Source organism: Streptomyces sp. Tek67B01, assembly GCF_055231995.1.
The window spans coordinates 5,718,436-5,736,985 of sequence record NZ_JBUYUY010000001.1 but is presented as its reverse complement, the minus strand read 5'-3'; the positions used below and the strand labels follow the sequence as shown (position 1 = coordinate 5,736,985).

Below are 18,550 nucleotides of genomic sequence, written 5' to 3'. Positions count from 1 at the left end.
GCGTGCGTCCGGGGCCCCGCGGGGGCGCGCGCAGCGGATCTTTCGCCCCGTAATACCCTCGCTGCATGCTCGACGCCCTGACGGTCGCCCTCGGCGCGGCCGCACTCGCCCTCGCCGCCTGGTGCGGTTTCGCCGCCTGGCGGAACCAGCCGACCAAGGACTGGCACTTCATCGGCATGGCCGTGGTGACCGTCCTGGTCCTCGCCCAGCTGGTGGTCGGCGTGGTCAAGCTGGCCTCGGGCGAGAAGCCGGAGCAGGGCACGGTGCTGTTCGTCGCCTACCTGCTCGGCGCCTTCGCGGCGGTCCCGGCAGCCGGACTGCTCTCGCTCACCGAACGCACCAAGTGGGGTTCGGTGACGGTGGCGGCCGGCGCGGTCGTCCTCGCCGTCCTCGAAGTGCGCCTCTACGACATCTGGGGAACCGCCGGTGCCTGATCTGCCCGACACCGATTCCGCCGCGGCCGACACCGCCGGGGCGCCCGTGGGACGCGAACGGCTGGTATCCGGGCCGGGGCTGCTGCTGGTGTGGCTGTACGGGGTGATCACGGTGGGCGCGGTGTCGCGTTCGGCCTACCAGATCTCCACCGAGTTCGACCGGGCCCCGCTGCCGTACTCGCTGTCGGCGGTGGCCGCGCTCGTGTACGTCTTCATCACGTACTCGCTGGTGCGCGGCGGGGAGACGGCCCGCAAGGCGGCGCGGCTGTGCTGCGCCGCCGAGCTGACCGGTGTGCTCGTCGTCGGTACCTGGACCGTGGTGCGGCCCGAGGCGTTCCCCGACAGCACGGTGTGGTCGCAGTTCGGCATGGGCTACCTGTTCATCCCGGTGATCCTGCCGATCACCGGGATGCTCTGGCTGCGGGCGAAGCGCTGACTCGGAGCCGCGGTGCCGCGGACGAGCGGACCCGGGGCCCCGGCTGACGTGGACTCAGCCGGACCGGTTCAGGCGCTGACCGCGAAGTCGGCCGCGTCCTTCGTCTCCTTCTCCAGGATGACGAGGTGGACCCCGTCGGAGGCGGTCCGGTCGCCGACCCGGACGTAACCCGCCTTGCGGTAGAGGCGCAGGTTCGACTCGCTCTTGTGGCCGGTGTGCAGCCGGAACCGGCTGGTGACGCCGTCGCCCGCGAGGGCCTCCTCCACCGCGCGCAGCAGCCGGGCGCCGAGCCCGTGGCCCTGGAGCCGGGGGTGGACGCACAGCTTGGCGATCTTGCCGGTGCCGTCCGCGTCGACGTTGCCCCGGACCGTGCCGACGACCTCGTCGCCGAGCCGGGCCACGAGCACGGTGTCTGTCGCGAGCTCCGCCTTGAGGGAGTCGAGGGTCTGGGTGAGCGGCTGGATGCGGTAGTTGCCGTAGAGCTCGGCCTCGCGCTGGAACGCCAGGTACTGGAGCTTGAAGATCTGCTCGACGTCCTCGGCGGCCGCCGCCGAAATGGTCACGCTCATACCCATGTGCGCATGCCTCCAGCTCACCTGGTAGCCCGTTGGTCTACCGCTCCATTCCCCGCGGGCGTGGAGCCGCAACCTCTGCAGCCAGCATTCTGCGCAGACATCCCAGGCAACGGGAACGCACGGGTCCCAAACTTCCTTGTGAGATACCCAACTCTCCTGCGATTTCACGGTATGTGAGGTCCCTGGGCGAAAGAAGTGCCCCTATGAGTTCGGGACAGCGTCCGGGCAACCGGGCGACGGCCGATCGAAGGACCCTCCGCTGCTCCCCGTGCAGCACCGCGTCCTCGGGGTCGGCGCCCGCACAGCCGGGCCGGGCGCCGTAGGGCACCTCGCGCCGGGCCCGGCGGCGGGCGCGGCGGGCCTCGGCGCGCACCGCCCGGCGCAGCCAGCGGGCCCGTTCGGCCCAGGCGTCGGCCGCGTCGCCGGCCGGGCCGGGGGCGGCGGCCCCGCGTTCCAACAGCCGGACCCAGACGGCTTGCTCCAGATCGGCGGCGTCCACCCCGGCGGCCGGTGCCTCCGCGGCGGCCTCGGCGGAGAGCAGCGGGCCCAGTTCGTCCAGGAGGTCGGTGTCCTTCATCACGTCCATGCCGGCCGGGACGCGAGGCGTGTGCCCGGCGGTTTCCCCGCCGGGCACAGCACACCCGTACGAGAAACTCCGCTCGCCCGTTGACGCCGATCGCCACGACACCGGAGGCCGTGACGCCGATCGCCGTGACGCCGGACGCCTACCGGCGGGGAGGCCGGCCCGGCCGGAAGGCCTCGGCGGCGAGCAGCCCGGTGTCCGGGTTGTCGGTGAAGATGCCGTCGACGCCGAGCTCGAAGTACCTGCGGAAGGCGCCGAAGGCGTCCCCGTAGGCGGTCGGATCGGTTCCCTTGCGGTACTCGGCCGGCAGGAAGCTGTTCTCGTTGCGCGCGGTGTAGGGGTGCAGGACCAGTCGCCGCGCGTGGGCGTCGCCGACCAGGGTCGTCGGGGTGCCCAGCTTGCCGTCGGCGTCACGCGGCACGATCAGGTCGAGAGTGGGGCCGATGCCCTGGGCGAAGCCGGCGATCCACTTGAGGCCCTCGGGCGTGACAAGGTCGGCGACGGTGCGGGGGTCCTTGGCCAGTTCGAAGTCCCAGGGGCGGGTGCCGGCCGCTGCCAGCAGCACCACGCGGGGCGCGGAGACCAGCCGGGAGAGCCGCTGGATGCTGGACGGCTCGAAGGACTGGAGGAACAGGGGCGCGTTCGCTCCGTCACGACCATAGCGGCGCAGCAGTTTCGCGAGGGGCTCCTCCAGGCCGAGGCCCAGCGCCCGGAAGTAGCTGGGGTGCTTGGTTTCGCAGTGGAGCCAGACGCGCCTGCCGCGCCTGCGGCCCTCCTGGTCGGCCCAGCGCAGCACCTCCTCGAAGGTCGGCACGTCCCAGCGGCCGTCGTAGAGCGTGTTGCGCTGCCGCACGGCGGGGATGCGTTCCTTCGCGCGCAGTGTCTTGAGCTCGGCCAGAGTGAAGTCCTCGGTGAACCACCCGGTGACGGACACCCCGTCGACGGACTTGGTGGTGCGCCGCGAGGCGAACGCGGTGTGGTCGGCGACATCGGTGGTGCCGCCGATCTCGTTCTCGTGACGGCAGACCAGATGTCCGTCCTTGGTGGGGACGAGGTCCTGCTCGATGACGTCGGCACCGAGGTCGAGGGCCAATTGGTACGAGCCCAGGGTGTGCTCGGGCCGGTAGCCGCTGGAGCCGCGGTGACCGACGATCAGCGGCACGGGCAGGTCCCGGTAGCCGCCCTCGCGCCGGCCGTCCGGGCCCGCCGCCGCGGCCGTGCCCTCCGCCAGTCCGGTGATGCCGGTCCCCGCCGCGAGCACCGCGGCCCCCAGGACCGTACGCCGTGCTGCCCCGCCCTGCGTCATGAGTGTCACTCCCTGTGTCTGAGGGCCGCACGCCCCGGGATCTCCAGGTCAGCGGCCGGACCGGCCCGCCGATGGTAGGCGCCGACGGGTGGCGGGGAGGGGGGTGCGGACGGAACATGGCGCGAACACGCGTCAACACTGTGTATCCGACACGTGAACCCGATGTGCGATCAGCGGTGACCCGCGAGTATCGTCCTCACCTGCACTACCACTGTGTGTGCGAAGCCGCTTTTCGATGCCGGAGGGCTCACGTTGTTCCGTACCGCGCTCATCAAGGCCACCGTCGGATCGGTCATGCGGATGCTGATCCGCACCCGGGTGGAGGGCATCGAGAACATTCCGGGCACCGGTCCGGTCATTCTCGCGGGCAACCACCTGACCTTCATCGACTCGATGATCCTGCCGCTGGTGTGCGACCGTACGGTCCACTTCATCGGCAAGGACGAGTACGTCACGGGCAAGGGCGTCAAGGGCCGTCTGATGGCCTGGTTCTTCACCGGCGCCGGCATGATCCCCGTGGACCGGGACGGCGCCAACGGCGGAGTCGCGGCCCTGATGACGGGCCGCCGCGTCCTCGACGAAGGCAAGATCTTCGGCATCTACCCCGAGGGCACCCGCTCCCCCGACGGCCGGCTCTACCGCGGCCGCACCGGCATCGCCCGCCTCACCCTGATGACGGGCGCGCCCGTGGTGCCGTTCGCGATGATCGGCACCGACAAGCTCCAGCCCGGCGGCAAGGGCATGCCCCGCCCAGGCCGGGTGACCATCCGCTTCGGCAGCCCGATGGAGTTCTCCCGGTACGAGGGCATGGACCGCGACCGCTACGTGCTGCGCGCCGTCACCGACTCGGTGATGGCCGAGGTCATGCGGCTGTCGGGCCAGGAGTACGTGGACATGTACGCCACGAAGGCCAAGGAAGCCGCGTAGGCCTGTCAGGCGACCGCTACTGCCGCCGCAGTGACCGGCTGACGCCCGCCGCGGTCGTGGTGGCGAGGACCCAGCCGGTCACGATCAGCAGGTACGACAGCCACTGGTACCAGCCGCCCGGCGCGAAGGCCTCCTCCTGGCCGAAGCCGATGATCGGCAGCATCAGGTCGATGGTGTAGAACACCGGGTTGAAGTCGGGGGCCTCCCCCGGCTTGAGCGGCCGGGGATGGTGGAGGGCGTACGCGAGCGAGCCCGTCACCAGCAGCGCCAGCAGCCAGAGCGCCGCGCGCAGCGGGCGGAACCCGTAGCCGACCGTGCCGTCCTGGAGCAGGCCCCAGAGCCTGGCGTGCCGGGGCAGCGTGCTCCGGTGCCGGCGTAGTTTGGCGAGCTGGACGGTCCGGGCCGCCTCCTCGTCGCCGGCCGTACGGTAGGCCGCCGCGAGCTGCTCGTAGGCGTACGGGAGGTACCCCGACTCCTCCCGCTCCAGCGCGGGCAGCCGCTGCTCGGCGGGCAGGTGGGGGCTGAGGGTGCGGTAGGTGAGGCCGTCGACGGCGATCCGTTCGGGCCAGCTCTGCGGCTCGATGTGGAGCATGTCGAGGGTGGACCGGCGCAGGTTCACAGCGCCCCGGATCGGCGGGCACCGGCGCAGCCACAGCTCGCCGATGGAGCAGCTGGAGGCCCGCAGGGCGGTGCCGCCGGGGTTGGCGAGGTCGCCGCGGGTGAACATGGCCTGCCCCGGGATGCGCGATCCGGTGAGGTTGACCATGCCGCGGGCGTGTAGCCGGGCGGCACGCAGGTCGGTTCCGACGGTCAGTGTCTCGGCGTGCAGGGCTATCGCGCCGGGGGCGAGGAGGCGGGCGTCGTCGAGCTGGACCTGTCCGCCCACGATGGCGCCGTTCAGGCGCAGTTGGCCGTGGACGGTGAGATCGTTGGCGATGATGTCGGTGCCGATCTCGGCGTGGTTGAGCTGGAGCGCGGCCTCGCCCTCCTCCTGGCCTGGGGCCGGTTCGATCACGGCTCCCTGGAGGAAGAGACCACCGGCGATCCGCGCGCCCTGGAGGCGGACTGGCCCGGTGATCCGGCAGCAGGAGAGCCGCAGGACCACCTCGACCCGTACGGTGGCGGCGGTCAGGCCGGGCAGGGTCGAGTAGCCGAGGACGAGCGCCTTCAACTGGGCCCCGTACAGGAGCGGCTTGCGCTCGAAGAAACAGTCCCGCAGCCGGATCGGGTGGTCGACGACAGCGTACCTGAGGTCGAGCGGGCCGGTGATCCGGGCGCCCTTGACCTTGAGTCCCGCGACCTGGCCCTCTTCGACCGGCCCGGCGCCGAGCAGGAGGGCCCGGAGCACCTCGGCGCGGACGGTGCGGTCCGGTCCCCACCCGGCCCCGTCGACGGAGCTGTCCTCGGGCTCTTCGCGGAAGTCGACGGCCTCACCGCGCGGGAAGGCGTCCCACACGCGGCGTTCGGCGGGCGTCAGATCGTTGATCTCCATCGCGGGATGGTGTCCGGCGCGTCGACGGGGTGTCAACTTTGGCCGGAACGGCATCCCTTGGTGCGGCTCAGCGCTCCACGCCGTCCTGGAGTTCCTGGCCGCGGAGCAGGAACCAGGCGGCCGCGGCGGTCGCCAGCAGGACGGCCGCGCCGACTCCCGAGGCGAAGCGGAGCCCGTCGACGAAGGCGTCCTGGGCCGCGCCGACCATCGCCCCGGCGGTCTGCGGGTCCAGCATCCGGCCCGCCTCGACGGCGCCGCCCAGCGATTCGTGCGCCGCCTCGGCGACCGGCGCGGGGACCGAGGCGGGGGCGGTGAACCCCTGGTAGACGCCGGTCACGACGGAACCGAGCAGGGCGATGCCGAGGGCGGCGCCCAGCTCGTAGGCGGTCTCGGACACGGCCGAGGCCGAACCGGCCTGTTCCTTGGGAACGCTGGAGAGGATCACGTCGGCGGTGACGGTGAAGGAGAAACCGGCGCCGAGGCCGACGACGAGCAGGGCCGCGCCGAGCAGTGGGTAGCCGCTCTCCTTGTGGAGCAGGGTGAGCGCGCCGAGGGCCAGGCCGATGGCGGCGAGGCCGCCGCTGACGATGACGCGGACCGAGTACCGGCGGGCGTAGCGGCCGGCGAGCAATCCGGTGGCCACCGCGCCGATGGCGGCGGGCAGTTCGGCCAGGCCCGCCTCCAGCGGGTCGCGTCCCTGGACGAGCTGGAGGAACTGGGAGAGGAAGAAGACGAGTCCGGAGAGCCCGAAGACGGTGAGCAGGTCGGCGAGGACAGCGCCGGAGAAGCCCCGGTGCTTGAACAGCCGCATGTCGAGCAGCGGCGCGCTCAGCGTGAACTGGCGCCGTACGAAGGCGTACAGGGCTCCGGCGCCGAGGACGGCGGTGCCACCGACCGCCCAGGTGACGCCGTGGGTGGCGACTTCCTTGACCGCGTAGACCACAGCGATGACGCCGATCAGCGAGAGGCCGACACTGGGCAGGTCCCAGGGACCGGCGACGGGGTTCTTGGACTCCGGCAGCAGCTTGACGCCGACGACGACCAGGACGGCCATCACGGGCAGGTTGATGAGGAAGACCGAGCCCCAGTAGAAGTGCTGGAGCAGGGCCCCGCCGACGACCGGCCCCACGGCGGCGCCCGCCGAGGCGGTGGCGCCCCAGATCCCGATGGCGAGGCTGCGCTCCTTCGGGTCGTGGAAGATGTTGCGGATCAGCGCGAGGGTGGACGGCATGAGGGTCGCACCGGCCACGCCGAGCAGCGCCCGGGCGGCGATCATCATCTCGGGGCTGGTCGCGCAGGCGTTCAGCACGGAGACGGCGCCGAAGGCGGTGGCGCCTATGAGGAGCAGTTTCTTGCGGCCGATCCGGTCGCCGAGCGAGCCCATGGAGACGAGCAGACCGGCGATGACGAAGGAGTAGATGTCGCCGATCCACAGCAGTTGGGTGCCGGACGGCTCCAGGTCCTCGCTGAGGGAGGGGGTGGCGAGACCGAGTACGGTGGCGTCGACCGCGACCAGCAGCACGGCCAGGACGAGCACGCAGAGCGCGAGCCACCGGCCGCCGCTCGTCACCTCCGCGTCCCTCTGTCGCGTGAGCTGTTCGGTACGGGTCATTTCTCCACACTCCGTCGTGCGCCACCGAGCAACAGCTCGGTGATCATGTATTGGAAGTCCTTGGCCGCGACCCGGCCGTCCATGACGGCCCAGGCGCAGGTGCCGATGAGGCCGTAGAGGGCCTCGGTGAGCCAGGCGGGGCTCAGGTCGATCCGGATGGACCCCTCGTCCTGGCCGCGCCGGAACAGGGCGCTGACGCGGGCGTCGAGCCGGGCCCACCCCTCGTGGACCTGATCGCCCTCGAAGAGCTGGTTCTCGGTGACGAGGAAGGCCAGCAGTTGGGCGTTGGGCTCCGTCTCGGCGATGAGGCGCCGCAGCGCCTCGACGGCCGTTCCCTCGCCGAGGCGGGCCTTGTCGAACGCCACCTCGAACTCGCGGATGCCCATTTCCTCCAGGGCCCGTACGAGGGCGTCGCGTCCGGCGAAGTGTCGGTGGAGGGTCGCCCGCCCGATGCCGGCGGCGCGGGCGACCTCGTCCATCGTCGCGGTCGATTTGCGGGAGAGCAGGGCCGCCGCGTCGCGGAGCACCTGGTCACGATCCATGGCCATGAGACAACTGTACCCCAAATGAGACGTTGATGTCTCATTCCTTGCGGAAATGGGCTGCCATGGCGGCGCCCGGAGGGAATCATGCCGAGATGGAACCGCTGAAGCCGCTGCTGTTGATCGACGTCGACGGACCGCTGAACCCCTACGCGGCCAAGCCCCAGCGCCGCCCCGAGGGCTACGGCACCCACCGGATGCGCCCGAGGGGCTGGTCGGAGGCCGAGAGCCGCCGGCCCCTGCGGGTGTGGCTGAACCGGGGTCACGGCGCGGAGCTGCTCGCGCCGGCGGACACGTACGAACTGGTCTGGGCGACGACCTGGAAGGACGAGGCCAACGACTGGATAGGACCGCACCTGGGACTGCCGCGGCTGCCGTTCATCGACTGGCCGCAGATGCACGGGCGGGCGCCGCGCGGCACCTTCTGGAAGACGCAGTACGTCCTGGAGTACGCGGGGCGCCGGTCGTTCGCGTGGGTCGACGACGACATCACGGCCATGGACCGGGAGTACGTCGACCGGCTCCACCCGGCGCCGGCGCTGCTGATGCGGATCGATGAGCGGGTCGGGCTGCTCCCGGCGGACTTCGAAGCGCTCGCGGCGTGGGCGGCGTAGACGACGCAGGGGCGGCCGGAGCGGGTGCTCCGGCCGCCCCTGACGGGGACGCGGCTACTGCTTGTGCGCGGCCCAGGCGTGCTGGATGACCAGGTCCGCCTTGAGCTCGGTCAGCTGGGTCGCCACCGCCGACGGCGCGGTGCCGCCGCGACCGTTGCGGGACGCGAGGGCGCCCTTGACGTTGAGGACCGTGCGGACCTCCGGCGTCAGGTGCTCCGAGATCTTCGCGAACTGCGCGTCCGTGAGCTCGTCCAGTTCGATGCCGAGCGCCTCGCACTCCTTGACGCACTCGCCGGCCACCTCGTGCGCGACCCGGAACGGCACGCCCTGCTTGACCAGCCACTCCGCGATGTCCGTCGCGAGCGAGAAGCCCGCCGGGGCCAGCTCCTCCATCCGCTCGCGGTTGACGGTGAGCGTCGCCATCATGCCGGTGAAGGCGGGCAGCAGCACCTCCAGGGTGTCGCAGGAGTCGAACACCGGCTCCTTGTCCTCCTGGAGGTCGCGGTTGTACGCGAGCGGGAGGGCCTTGAGGGTGGCGAGCAGGCCGGTCAGGTTGCCGATGAGGCGGCCCGACTTGCCGCGCGCCAGCTCCGCGATGTCCGGGTTCTTCTTCTGCGGCATGATCGACGACCCGGTGGAGAAGGCGTCGTGCAGCGTCACGAAGGAGAACTCCTTCGTGTTCCAGATGATGATCTCCTCCGCGATCCGGGACAGGTTGATCCCGATCATCGCGGTGATGAAGGCGAACTCGGCGACGAAGTCACGCGAGGCCGTGCCGTCGATGGAGTTGCCGACCGACCCGCGCTCGAAGCCGAGGTCCGCGGCGACCGCCTCCGGGTCCAGGCCCAGCGAGGAGCCGGCCAGGGCGCCGGAGCCGTACGGCGAGACCGCGGTGCGGGTGTCCCACTGGCGCAGCCGCTCCGCGTCCCGGGACAGGGACTGCACGTGGGCCAGCACGTGGTGGGCGAAGAGCACCGGCTGCGCGTGCTGGAGGTGGGTGCGGCCCGGCATGGCCACGTCGGCGTGCGCCTCGGCGAGTCCGACCAGCGCGTCCTGGAGGTCGGCGAGCAGACCGCCGACGATCCGGGCGTGGTCGCGCAGGTACATCCGGAAGAGGGTGGCCACCTGGTCGTTGCGGGACCGGCCGGCGCGCAGCTTGCCGCCGAGGTCGGCGCCGAGCCGCTCCAGCAGGCCTCGCTCCAGGGCGGTGTGCACGTCCTCGTCGGCGATGGTGCCGGTGAAGGAACCGTCGGCCACGTCGGCTTCGAGCCGGTCCAGGCCCGCGATCATGCGGTCGAGCTCGTCCGTCGTGAGCAGGCCCGCTTTGGCGAGCACGCGCGCGTGGGCACGGGAGCCGGCGATGTCGTAGGGCGCGAGGCGCCAGTCGAAGTGGACGGACGCGGACAGCTTGGCCAGGGCCTCGGCCGGGCCGTCGGCGAACCGGCCGCCCCAGAGCCGGACGTCACCGTTGTTGCTGCTCACAGCTACTGCTCCTCAAGAGGGTGGATGTACGGCCGGCTCCCTGTCGCGGAGGGAAACAGGGAGCCGGCCTTGGTACGGCGTGACCTTCGTACTGTGTGAAACGAATCGGCTCAGGCGAGGTCGCGGCGCGCGGCGATCTTCGAGGACAGGCCGAAGATCTCGATGAAGCCCTGGGCCTTCGACTGGTCGAAGGTGTCGCCCGAGTCGTAGGTGGCCAGCTTGAAGTCGTACAGCGACACGTCCGACTTGCGGCCGGTGACGACGGCGCGACCGCCGTGCAGCGTCATCCGGATGTCGCCGGTGACGTACTGGTTGGCCTCGTTGATGAAGCCGTCCAGGGCGCGCTTGAGCGGGGAGAACCAGAGGCCGTCGTAGACCATCTCGCCCCAGCGCTGCTCGACCTGCCGCTTGTAGCGGGCCAGCTCACGCTCGACGGTGACGTTCTCCAGCTCCTGGTGGGCGGTGATCAGGGCGATCGCGCCCGGAGCCTCGTACACCTCGCGGGACTTGATGCCGACGAGACGGTCCTCGACCATGTCGATCCGACCGACGCCCTGGGCGCCGGCGCGCTCGTTGAGCCGCTGGATGGCCTGGAGCACGGTGACGGGCTCGCCGTCGACGGCGACCGGGACGCCCTCCTTGAAGGAGATGACGACCTCGTCTGCCTCGCGCGGGGTCGCCGGGTTCGCGGTGTACTCGTAGATGTCCTCGATCGGGGCGTTCCAGATGTCCTCCAGGAAGCCCGTCTCGACGGCGCGCCCGAAGACGTTCTGGTCGATGGAGTACGGGGACTTCTTGGTGGTCGCGATCGGGAGGTTCTTCTGCTCGCAGAAGGCGATGGCCTTGTCGCGCGTCATGGCGTAGTCGCGGACCGGGGCGATGCACTTGAGGTCGGGCCCGAGGGCGGCGATACCGGCCTCGAAGCGGACCTGGTCGTTGCCCTTGCCGGTGCAACCGTGGGCGACGGTCGTCGCGCCGTGCTTCTCGGCGGCGGCGACGAGGTGCTTGACGATCGTGGGCCGGGAGAGCGCCGAGACCAGCGGGTAGCGGTCCATGTAGAGGGCGTTCGCCTTGATCGCCGGGAGGCAGTACTCCTCGGCGAACTCGTCCTTGGCGTCCGCAACCTCGGCCTCGACGGCGCCGCAGGCGAGCGCGCGCTTGCGGATGACGTCCAGGTCCTCACCGCCCTGACCGACGTCCACGGCGACGGCGATGACCTCGGCGCCCGTCTCCTCGGCGATCCAGCCGATGGCGACGGAGGTGTCAAGGCCGCCTGAGTAGGCGAGTACGACGCGCTCGGTCACGGGCTTCTCCTCACGGCGCAAGCAACAACAGGCATAACTATGCACTGCTCCGTATGTTTCGTCAATCGACAGACGCCGAGGTCCGTCGCCGGCGGAGGTTCGCAGCCGTGGGGAACGTGGGCCCGGTGGGTGAGGGGGCGGCCTGTCTGCCGGGGGTGGGGCGGGGGCGGGCGTAGCGTCTGGGGCGTGCTGCGTACCGCTCTCCTCGCCGGGTCGCTGGTGGTCGCCTGCCTGCTGCCCCACGGCTCGACGCCCTTGCCCGCCCGTCTCGCCGACACCGGCGGCGGCAGTCAGCTCATCGTCGCCGTCGCGCCCTCGGCGGGCTCCGACGTGGGGTGGCTGACCTGGTGGGACCGGCGCGCGGGCCGGTGGTACGAGGAGGGGCGGGCTCCCGCGCGGTTCGGGGCGAACGGGCTGGCGGAGGGGGCGAGCCGGGTCCAGGGGGCGAACACCACCCCGGCCGGGCTGTACGACCTGCCCTACGCCTTCGGTCTCGCGCACGCCCCGGCGGGCACGGAGTACCCCTACCGCAGGGCGTCGGACCGCTCCTGGTGGTGTCAGGACAACGCCTCGGGCAGCTACAACCGCTGGGTGGAGCCGTTGCCGGCGGACTGCGCGCCCGGCGAGGCGGAGCACCTGGCCGGGTACGAGAAGCAGTACGCGCACGCCTTGGTCGTCGGCTTCAACTACGACCGGCCCGTGCGCGGCCGGGGCGCGGGGATCTTCCTGCACGTCAACGGGAAGGGCGCGACGGCCGGTTGCGTATCCGTCCCGGAGCGGACGATGCGGGCGGTCCTGCGCTGGGCGAACCCGCGCAGGCACCCGCACATCGTGATCGGTACGGAGACCGGGCCCCTGGCCGTGACGCGGTACTAGGCCGGGTCGGCGCACGGGGCCCGGTCGGCGCCGGGCGGGTCAGCTCTCCTTCTGTGCCAGCCGGAGCAGGTGGTCCGCGAGGGCCTGGCCGCCCGCCGGGTCGCGGCTGATCAGCATCAGGGTGTCGTCCCCGGCGATCGTGCCGAGGATCGACTGGAGTTCCGCCTGGTCGATCGCCGAGGCGAGGAACTGGGCCGCACCCGGCGGGGTGCGCAGGACCACGAGGTTCGCGGACGCCTCCGCCGAGATCAGCAGTTCCCCGGAGAGGCGCCGCATGCGTTCCTCCTTCGCCGACTCGCCGAGCGGAGCCTGCGGGGTGCGGAAGCCGCCCTCGCTGGGAACCGCGTAGATCAGCTCGCCGCCCGTGTTGCGGATCTTGACCGCGCCCAGCTCGTCGAGGTCCCGGGAGAGCGTCGCCTGGGTGACGCTCAGCCCGTCGTCGGCGAGCAGCTTGGCCAACTGGCTCTGCGACCGGACCGGCTGCCGGTTGAGGATGTCCACGATCCGGCGGTGGCGGGCGGTGCGGGTCTGCGGAACGGACGGGCCGCCCCCGGACTCCGTCTGGGTGGATCCCCAGGGCTCGTGTTCCTGCGCCTGACTCATCGTCGTCTCATTCCCCGGTTCGTCCGTCCCCATTGGCCCCGTCCGACGCGGCGCGGGCCGCGTCGAGGACGCCCGGCAGCACCCGGACGAACGCGTCCGCCTCCTCCTCGGTCAGTACGAACGGCGGCATGAGCCGTACGACGTCGGGGGCGGGCGCGTTGACCAGGAAGCCGGCGTCCTGAGCCGCCTTCTGCACCAGCGGTGCGAGCGGCTCGGTCAGCACGATACCCAGCAAAAGGCCCGCGCCGCGGACGTGCGCGACGAGCCCGTGCCCACAGCCCTCGATTCCGGAGCGCAACCGCTCCCCGCGCGCCTTGACCCGGTCCAGCAGTCCGTCGGCGGCGATGGTGTCGATCACGGCGAGTCCGGCGGCGCAGGCGACCGGGTTCCCGCCGAAGGTGGTGCCGTGTTGTCCGGGCTGGAGCAGGTCGGCGGCCGGGCCGAAGGCGACCACCGCGCCGATCGGCAGCCCGCCGCCCAGTCCCTTCGCGAGCGTGACGAGGTCCGGCTCCACGCCCTCGTGCGCCTGGTGCTCGAACCACTGGCCGCAGCGCCCGATGCCGGTCTGCACCTCGTCGAGGACGAGCAGCGTCCCGGTGGCCCGGGTGATCTCGCGGGCGGCCGTCAGATAGCCGGCCGGGGGGACGACGACACCGTTCTCGCCCTGGATCGGTTCGATCACCACCAGCGCGGTCTCCTCGGTGACGGCGGCCCGCAGGGCCTCCACGTCGCCGTAGGGGACGTGGGTGACGTCGCCGGGCAGGGGCAGGAAGGGGTCCTGCTTCTTGGGCTGGCCGGTGAGCGCGAGCGCGCCCATGGTCCGGCCGTGGAAGCCGCCGTCGGTCGCGACCATGTGGGTGCGCCCGGTGAGCCGACCGATCTTGAAGGCGGCTTCGATGGCCTCGGCGCCGGAGTTGCAGAAGAAGACGCGGCCGGGGCGCCCGAAGAGCTGGAGCAGCCGCTCGCCGAGCGCGAGCACCGGTTCGGAGGCGTACAGGTTGGAGACGTGGCCGAGGGTGGAGATCTGGGCGGTCACCGCCGCGACGACCGCCGGGTGCGCGTGCCCGAGGGCGTTGACGGCGATCCCGCCGACGAAGTCGGTGTACTGCTTTCCGTCCGCGTCCCATACCCGCGCGCCCGCACCGCGTAGGAGGGCCAGCGCCGGGGTGCCGTAGTTGTTGGTCAGCGCCCCCTGCCAGCGGGCCGCGTAGTCCTGGTTTCCGGTCGAGCCGGTGTCCTGGCTTCCGGTCGTGCCGGTCATCGGGGTTCCCCTCCCTGTGCGTCGGGCACGACCATGGTGCCGATGCCCTCGTCCGTGAAGATCTCCAGCAGGATCGAATGCGGGACCCGGCCGTCGATCACGCGCGCGGTGCTGACACCGCCGCGGACGGCGTGCAGGCAGCCCTCCATCTTGGGCACCATGCCGCTGGACAACTCGGGCAGCAGCTTCTCCAGCTGACTCACCGTCAGCCGGCTGATGACCTCGTCGCTGTCGGGCCAGTCCGCGTACAGGCCCTCGACGTCGGTGAGGACCATCAACGTCTCGGCTCCGAGCGCGGCGGCGAGCGCCGCGGCCGCCGTGTCGGCGTTGACGTTGTACACGTGGTGGTCGTCGGCGCTGCGCGCGATGGAGGAGATGACCGGGATGCGGCCGTCCGCCAGCAGGGCCTCGATCGCGCCGGTGTCGATGGCGGTGATCTCACCGACCCGCCCGATGTCGACGTGTTCGCCGTCGATCCGCGGGCTGTGCCTGACGGCGGTGATGGTGTGGGCGTCCTCGCCGGTCATGCCGACGGCGAGCGGCCCGTGCTGGTTGAGCAGGCCGACCAGCTCCCGCTGGACGTGACCCGCCAGCACCATCCGTACGACGTCCATGGCCTCGGGGGTGGTGACGCGCAGGCCCGCCTTGAACTCGCTGACCAGGCCCTGCTTGTCGAGCTGGGCGTTGATCTGGGGGCCGCCGCCGTGCACCACGACGGGCTTGAGGCCGGCCTGGCGCAGGAAGACCACGTCCTGGGCGAAGGCCGCCTTGAGGTCCTCGTCGATCATGGCGTTGCCGCCGAACTTGATGACGACGACCTTGCCGTTGTGCCGGGTCAGCCAGGGCAGCGCCTCGATGAGGATCTGCGCCTTGGGCAGCGCGGTGTGCTTGCGCGCGGTTCCGGTGCCGGGCTGTCCGGCCTTGTCGTCGCTCATGAGCTGTACGCGCTGTTCTCGTGGACGTACTCGGCGGTGAGGTCGTTGGCCCAGATGACCGCGGATTGGGAACCGGTGGCGAGGTCGGCGGTGATGCGGACCTCGCGGTCCTTCATCGAGACCAGGTCGCGGTCCTCGCCGACGCTGCCGTTCTTGCAGACCCACACGCCGTTGATGGCGACGTTCAACCGGTCCGGGTCGAAGGAGGCCTTGGTGGTGCCGATCGCGGAGAGCACCCGACCCCAGTTGGGGTCCTCGCCGTGGATGGCGCACTTGAGGAGGTTGTTGCGGGCGATGGAGCGGCCGACCTCGACCGCGTCGTCCTCGCTAGCCGCGCCGATGACCTCGATGCGGATGTCCTTGCTCGCGCCCTCCGCGTCCCCGATGAGCTGCCGGGCCAGGTGCGCGCACACGGCCCGCACGGCCTCCGCGAACTCCTCGTACGCGGGCACGCGGCCCGACGCTCCGGAGGCGAGCAGCAGCACCGTGTCGTTGGTGGACATGCAGCCGTCGGAGTCGACCCGGTCGAAGGTGGTGCGGGTGGCGGCGCGCAGCGCCTTGTCCAGGGTGGCGCCGTCCAGGTCGACGTCGGTGGTGAGGACGACGAGCATGGTGGCCAGTCCCGGGGCGAGCATGCCCGCGCCCTTGGCCATGCCGCCGACCGTCCACCCTCCCTGGCTGACGACGGCCGTCTTGTGGACGGTGTCCGTGGTCTTGATGGCGATGGCGGCGGCCTCGCCGCCATCGGCCGAGAGGGCGGCCGCCGCCGTGTCGATGCCCGGGAGCAGCTTGTCCATGGGGAGCAGCACACCGATCAGCCCGGTGGAGGCGACGGCGATCTCGCCGGCGTTGTGCTCGACGCCGTGCCCGTGCCCGTGCCCGTTGAGCGTGGCGGCCACCTTCTCGGCGGTGGCGTGGGTGTCCTGGAAGCCCTTGGGGCCGGTGCAGGCGTTGGCGCCGCCGGAGTTGAGGACCACCGCGCTGACGGTGCCGCCGCGCAGGACCTGCTCGGACCAGTGGACGGGCGCGGCCTTGACACGGTTGGAGGTGAAGACGCCCGCGGCGGCCAGACGCGGCCCGTTGTTGACCACGAGGGCCAGGTCCGGGTTGCCGTTCGCCTTGATCCCGGCGGCGATGCCCGCGGCCGTGAATCCCTGTGCTGCCGTGACGCTCACTGCATCTCCTTGTTCGTGGTGGCCTCGGGGGTGACGCTCACGGAGCGACTCCGACCGCGGAGAGCCCGAGCTGCTCGGGCAGCCCGAGGGCGATGTTCATGCTCTGCACCGCTCCGCCGGCGGTGCCCTTGGTGAGGTTGTCGATGGCGCTGATCGCGATGATCCGCCGGGCGCAGCCGTCGTAGGCGACCTGGATCTGCGCGGCGTTCGAGCCCTGCACCGACTGGGTGGCGGGCCACTGCCCCTCGGGAAGGAGGTGGACGAAGGGCTCGTCGGCGTACGCCTTCTCGTACGCGGCGCGGACCGCGTCGGCCGTGATGCCGGGGAGCGCCTTCGCCGAGCAGGTGGCGAGGATGCCGCGGGCCATGGGCACGAGGGTCGGGGTGAAGGAGACCGACACCCGCTCTCCGGCGAGCGGGCTCAGGTTCTGCACCATCTCGGGGGTGTGGCGGTGGCCGCCGCCCACCCCGTACGGGGTGACGGAGCCCATGACCTCGGACCCCAGCAGGTGCGGCTTGAGCGCCTTGCCCGCGCCGGAGGTGCCGGTGGCGGCGACAATCACGGCTTCGGGCTCGGCGAGGCCGGCCGCGTACGCCGGGAAGAGGGCGAGCGAGACGGCCGTCGGGAAGCAGCCGGGGACGGCGATGCGCTTGCTCCCTTCCAACGCGGCGCGTGCGCCGGGGAGTTCGGGGAGCCCGTAGGGCCAGGTGCCGGCGTGCGGCGCCCCGTAGAAGGCGTCCCAGTCGGCGGAGTCCTTGAGCCGATGGTCGGCGCCCATGTCGACGACGAGCACGTCCTCGCCGAGCTCCGCGGCGACGGCGGCGGACTGGCCGTGCGGCAGCGCGAGGAAGACGACGTCGTGCCCGGCGAGCACCTCGGGGGTGGTCGCCTCCAGCGTCCGGCCCGCGAGGGGTACGAGGTGCGGTTGGAGCGCGCCGAGGAGCTGTCCCGCGTTGGTGTTGCCGGTCAGCGCGCCGATCTCCACCTCGGGGTGCGCGAGGAGCAGGCGCAGGACTTCACCGCCCGCGTATCCGCTCGCTCCGGCCACCGCTACACGTACCACCATCGGACCTCCTCCTCGATGGCATGACTATACGGTTCTTCGCAGTTTTATGCAAAGGCCTCCCTCGGTCGGAGACGCTGTGGATCACGGCCCGGGCGGGTGCGGCGGCGGCTGGTCGAGAGGGGGCCGGGACCAGGGCGCGTCCATGGCGTCGGACTCCGGCCGCAGCCCGATTTCACGGAGCTGGTTGATCGCCATCATGGCCGTGAACATCGCGTTCGGGTTGGCGCCGCCGCCCCCCAGTGCGGCAACGGCTTGCGCGTACCGGGCGGTGAACGCGCTCGGCCGGACCCGCTCGCTCCCGTCCGTCAGCCCGAGCGCCGCCGCCTGTAGCGCCGCGGCCTGCTCCAGCAGGCCGTCCAGATGGGAGACGGCCTCGACGCCACGGCGCAGTACGAAGGTGTGCCCGTCGGCGAGGAGTGCGGCTTCCCCCTCCTCCAGCAGGCGGGCGACGGCGCCGAGGGTGGTCTGGATCTTGAACTGGTCGGCGTCGATCATCGCCCCGCAGGGTCCGTTGTCTTCGTCCGACAGGTGCAGTACGCCGCAGTCGCGCAGGTACACGATCACGTGCCCGGCGCAGTGACCCTGGCTGCGCAGTACGCGTACGGCGCCGTCGACGAAGGACCAGCCGGTGAAGCGGAGCGAGCCGATCCGTATCCGCTCCAGGGGTCGCCCCTCGTAGGTACGGGTCGTCGCGCCGAAGGGGCGCATGGGCCGGAAGAGGGACAACAGGCCGTCCGCCGCCGGGGCGGGCGCGGGCAGGGGCGCCAACCCCGCGATGCGTTCGAAGGACCGCACCCAGTACGACATCGGGTCCCGCATCTGGTCGAGGTCGGGGGCCGGGACGTAGTGCTCCACCGGCACACCCAGCTCGTCGGCCAGGTCGTTGTTGGCGACGTGGTCGGGATGGCCGTGCGTGGTCAGCACCAGGGCCCGGGACCAGCGCCCCACCCGGTCGATCGCCTCCCGCAGTGCCGCGCGGAACGCCGGAGTGACGCCGGTGTCGACCAGTACCAGGGTGTCGCCACTGCGGTGCACGAGGGCGTTGGCGACGTCCGGCTGGTCGCGTCCGAGATCCATCTCCTGACCGCGCACCAGCACGGTCCGTTCGTCGATCCCGATCAGGTCACCGAGCGCGGTCATGAGCCCTCCCGCGGTCCCGGGCGAGCCGTCGCCGCCCATTCGAAGATGTCGGCGATGTCGGCCACCAGTCCTGCCGACGAGCCTACGCCGCACCCCACGCGGTGTCCCCGGGGAGCCGCCGACCCCGGACGCCACGCCCACCCCGGACGCCACGCCCACCCCGGACGCCCCGCTCACCCCGGGCGCC

Annotated in this window: 19 protein-coding genes; 5 read left to right on the top strand and 14 right to left on the bottom strand. The window is 71.7% G+C overall.

Annotated features, from left to right (window positions below; translation table 11 throughout):
* The first annotated feature begins 65 nt into the window (after window positions 1-65).
* On the top strand, window positions 66-434 hold the full coding sequence (locus ACV7NM_RS25785; protein ID WP_463412510.1) for a hypothetical protein: 369 nt from the start codon (window positions 66-68) through the stop codon (window positions 432-434).
* A 1-nt stretch (window position 435) separates the two neighbouring features.
* Window positions 436-870, top strand: a complete 435-nt coding sequence (locus ACV7NM_RS25780) for a hypothetical protein (RefSeq protein WP_463414070.1) — start codon at window positions 436-438, stop codon at window positions 868-870.
* A gap of 68 nt (window positions 871-938) precedes the next feature.
* Here the strand turns inward: ACV7NM_RS25780 and ACV7NM_RS25775 are convergent, their stop codons facing one another.
* The 3 genes from ACV7NM_RS25775 to ACV7NM_RS25765 form a co-directional block, all read right to left on the bottom strand.
* Window positions 939-1,445, bottom strand: coding sequence for a GNAT family N-acetyltransferase (locus ACV7NM_RS25775; protein WP_463412509.1), 507 nt, complete (start codon window positions 1,443-1,445; stop codon window positions 939-941).
* 37 nt (window positions 1,446-1,482) lie between these two features.
* Entirely contained in the window at window positions 1,483-2,022 is a 540-nt protein-coding gene (locus tag ACV7NM_RS25770; protein WP_463412508.1) for a sigma-70 family RNA polymerase sigma factor, read from the bottom strand.
* Between the two features lie 148 nt (window positions 2,023-2,170).
* Window positions 2,171-3,334 carry a glycerophosphodiester phosphodiesterase gene (locus tag ACV7NM_RS25765; RefSeq protein WP_463412507.1) on the bottom strand — a complete coding sequence of 388 codons (1,164 nt, stop codon included), beginning with the start codon at window positions 3,332-3,334 and terminating at the stop codon, window positions 2,171-2,173.
* 294 nt (window positions 3,335-3,628) lie between these two features.
* Here ACV7NM_RS25765 and ACV7NM_RS25760 point away from each other — a divergent pair, with 294 nt between their 5' ends.
* A complete protein-coding gene (locus ACV7NM_RS25760; protein ID WP_463414069.1) occupies window positions 3,629-4,261 on the top strand; it encodes a lysophospholipid acyltransferase family protein in 633 nt (210 codons plus the stop codon).
* Window positions 4,262-4,277: 16 nt separating this feature from the next.
* On the opposite strand, the gene ACV7NM_RS25755 is transcribed toward ACV7NM_RS25760, so the two are convergent.
* From ACV7NM_RS25755 to ACV7NM_RS25745, 3 genes are all read right to left on the bottom strand, one after another.
* Window positions 4,278-5,753 (bottom strand): membrane-associated oxidoreductase, encoded by a 1,476-nt coding sequence (locus ACV7NM_RS25755; protein ID WP_463412506.1) that lies wholly within the window; start codon window positions 5,751-5,753, stop codon window positions 4,278-4,280.
* Window positions 5,754-5,820: 67 nt separating this feature from the next.
* Complete coding sequence (locus tag ACV7NM_RS25750; protein ID WP_463412505.1) at window positions 5,821-7,365, bottom strand: MFS transporter; 1,545 nt, start codon at window positions 7,363-7,365, stop codon at window positions 5,821-5,823.
* Entirely contained in the window at window positions 7,362-7,913 is a 552-nt protein-coding gene (locus tag ACV7NM_RS25745; RefSeq protein ID WP_463412504.1) for a TetR/AcrR family transcriptional regulator, read from the bottom strand. Before ACV7NM_RS25745 ends, ACV7NM_RS25750 begins: the two co-directional genes overlap by 4 nt.
* 98 nt (window positions 7,914-8,011) lie before the next feature.
* Here ACV7NM_RS25745 and ACV7NM_RS25740 point away from each other — a divergent pair, with 98 nt between their 5' ends.
* Window positions 8,012-8,521, top strand: coding sequence for an HAD domain-containing protein (locus tag ACV7NM_RS25740; RefSeq protein ID WP_463414068.1), 510 nt, complete (start codon window positions 8,012-8,014; stop codon window positions 8,519-8,521).
* 54 nt (window positions 8,522-8,575) lie between these two features.
* Here ACV7NM_RS25740 and argH read toward each other — a convergent pair whose 3' ends face one another.
* The gene (gene argH / locus ACV7NM_RS25735; RefSeq protein WP_463412503.1) at window positions 8,576-10,003 is read right to left on the bottom strand and encodes an argininosuccinate lyase; all 1,428 of its coding nucleotides are present in this window, start codon (window positions 10,001-10,003) and stop codon (window positions 8,576-8,578) included.
* A 110-nt stretch (window positions 10,004-10,113) separates the two neighbouring features.
* Window positions 10,114-11,307 carry an argininosuccinate synthase gene (locus tag ACV7NM_RS25730; protein ID WP_463412502.1) on the bottom strand — a complete coding sequence of 398 codons (1,194 nt, stop codon included), beginning with the start codon at window positions 11,305-11,307 and terminating at the stop codon, window positions 10,114-10,116.
* A 186-nt stretch (window positions 11,308-11,493) separates the two neighbouring features.
* On the opposite strand from ACV7NM_RS25730, the gene ACV7NM_RS25725 reads away from it, so the two are divergent.
* A complete protein-coding gene (locus ACV7NM_RS25725; RefSeq protein WP_463412501.1) occupies window positions 11,494-12,183 on the top strand; it encodes a L,D-transpeptidase family protein in 690 nt (229 codons plus the stop codon).
* A gap of 39 nt (window positions 12,184-12,222) precedes the next feature.
* Here the strand turns inward: ACV7NM_RS25725 and ACV7NM_RS25720 are convergent, their stop codons facing one another.
* The 6 genes from ACV7NM_RS25720 to ACV7NM_RS25695 form a co-directional block, all read right to left on the bottom strand.
* Window positions 12,223-12,786 (bottom strand): arginine repressor, encoded by a 564-nt coding sequence (locus ACV7NM_RS25720; protein WP_463412500.1) that lies wholly within the window; start codon window positions 12,784-12,786, stop codon window positions 12,223-12,225.
* A 7-nt stretch (window positions 12,787-12,793) separates the two neighbouring features.
* Window positions 12,794-14,047, bottom strand: coding sequence for an acetylornithine transaminase (locus ACV7NM_RS25715; protein ID WP_463412499.1), 1,254 nt, complete (start codon window positions 14,045-14,047; stop codon window positions 12,794-12,796).
* Window positions 14,044-14,982 (bottom strand): acetylglutamate kinase, encoded by a 939-nt coding sequence (argB, locus tag ACV7NM_RS25710; protein ID WP_463412498.1) that lies wholly within the window; start codon window positions 14,980-14,982, stop codon window positions 14,044-14,046. Before argB ends, ACV7NM_RS25715 begins: the two co-directional genes overlap by 4 nt.
* The gene (argJ, locus tag ACV7NM_RS25705; protein WP_463412497.1) at window positions 14,979-16,157 is read right to left on the bottom strand and encodes a bifunctional glutamate N-acetyltransferase/amino-acid acetyltransferase ArgJ; all 1,179 of its coding nucleotides are present in this window, start codon (window positions 16,155-16,157) and stop codon (window positions 14,979-14,981) included. The genes argB and argJ overlap by 4 nt, the downstream gene beginning before the upstream one ends.
* 37 nt (window positions 16,158-16,194) lie before the next feature.
* Window positions 16,195-17,223, bottom strand: coding sequence for an N-acetyl-gamma-glutamyl-phosphate reductase (gene argC, locus ACV7NM_RS25700; protein ID WP_463412496.1), 1,029 nt, complete (start codon window positions 17,221-17,223; stop codon window positions 16,195-16,197).
* 81 nt (window positions 17,224-17,304) lie between these two features.
* Window positions 17,305-18,363: an MBL fold metallo-hydrolase gene (locus tag ACV7NM_RS25695; protein WP_463412495.1), complete on the bottom strand. Its 1,059-nt coding sequence runs from the start codon at window positions 18,361-18,363 to the stop codon at window positions 17,305-17,307.
* Between the last annotated feature and the right edge of the window lie 187 nt (window positions 18,364-18,550).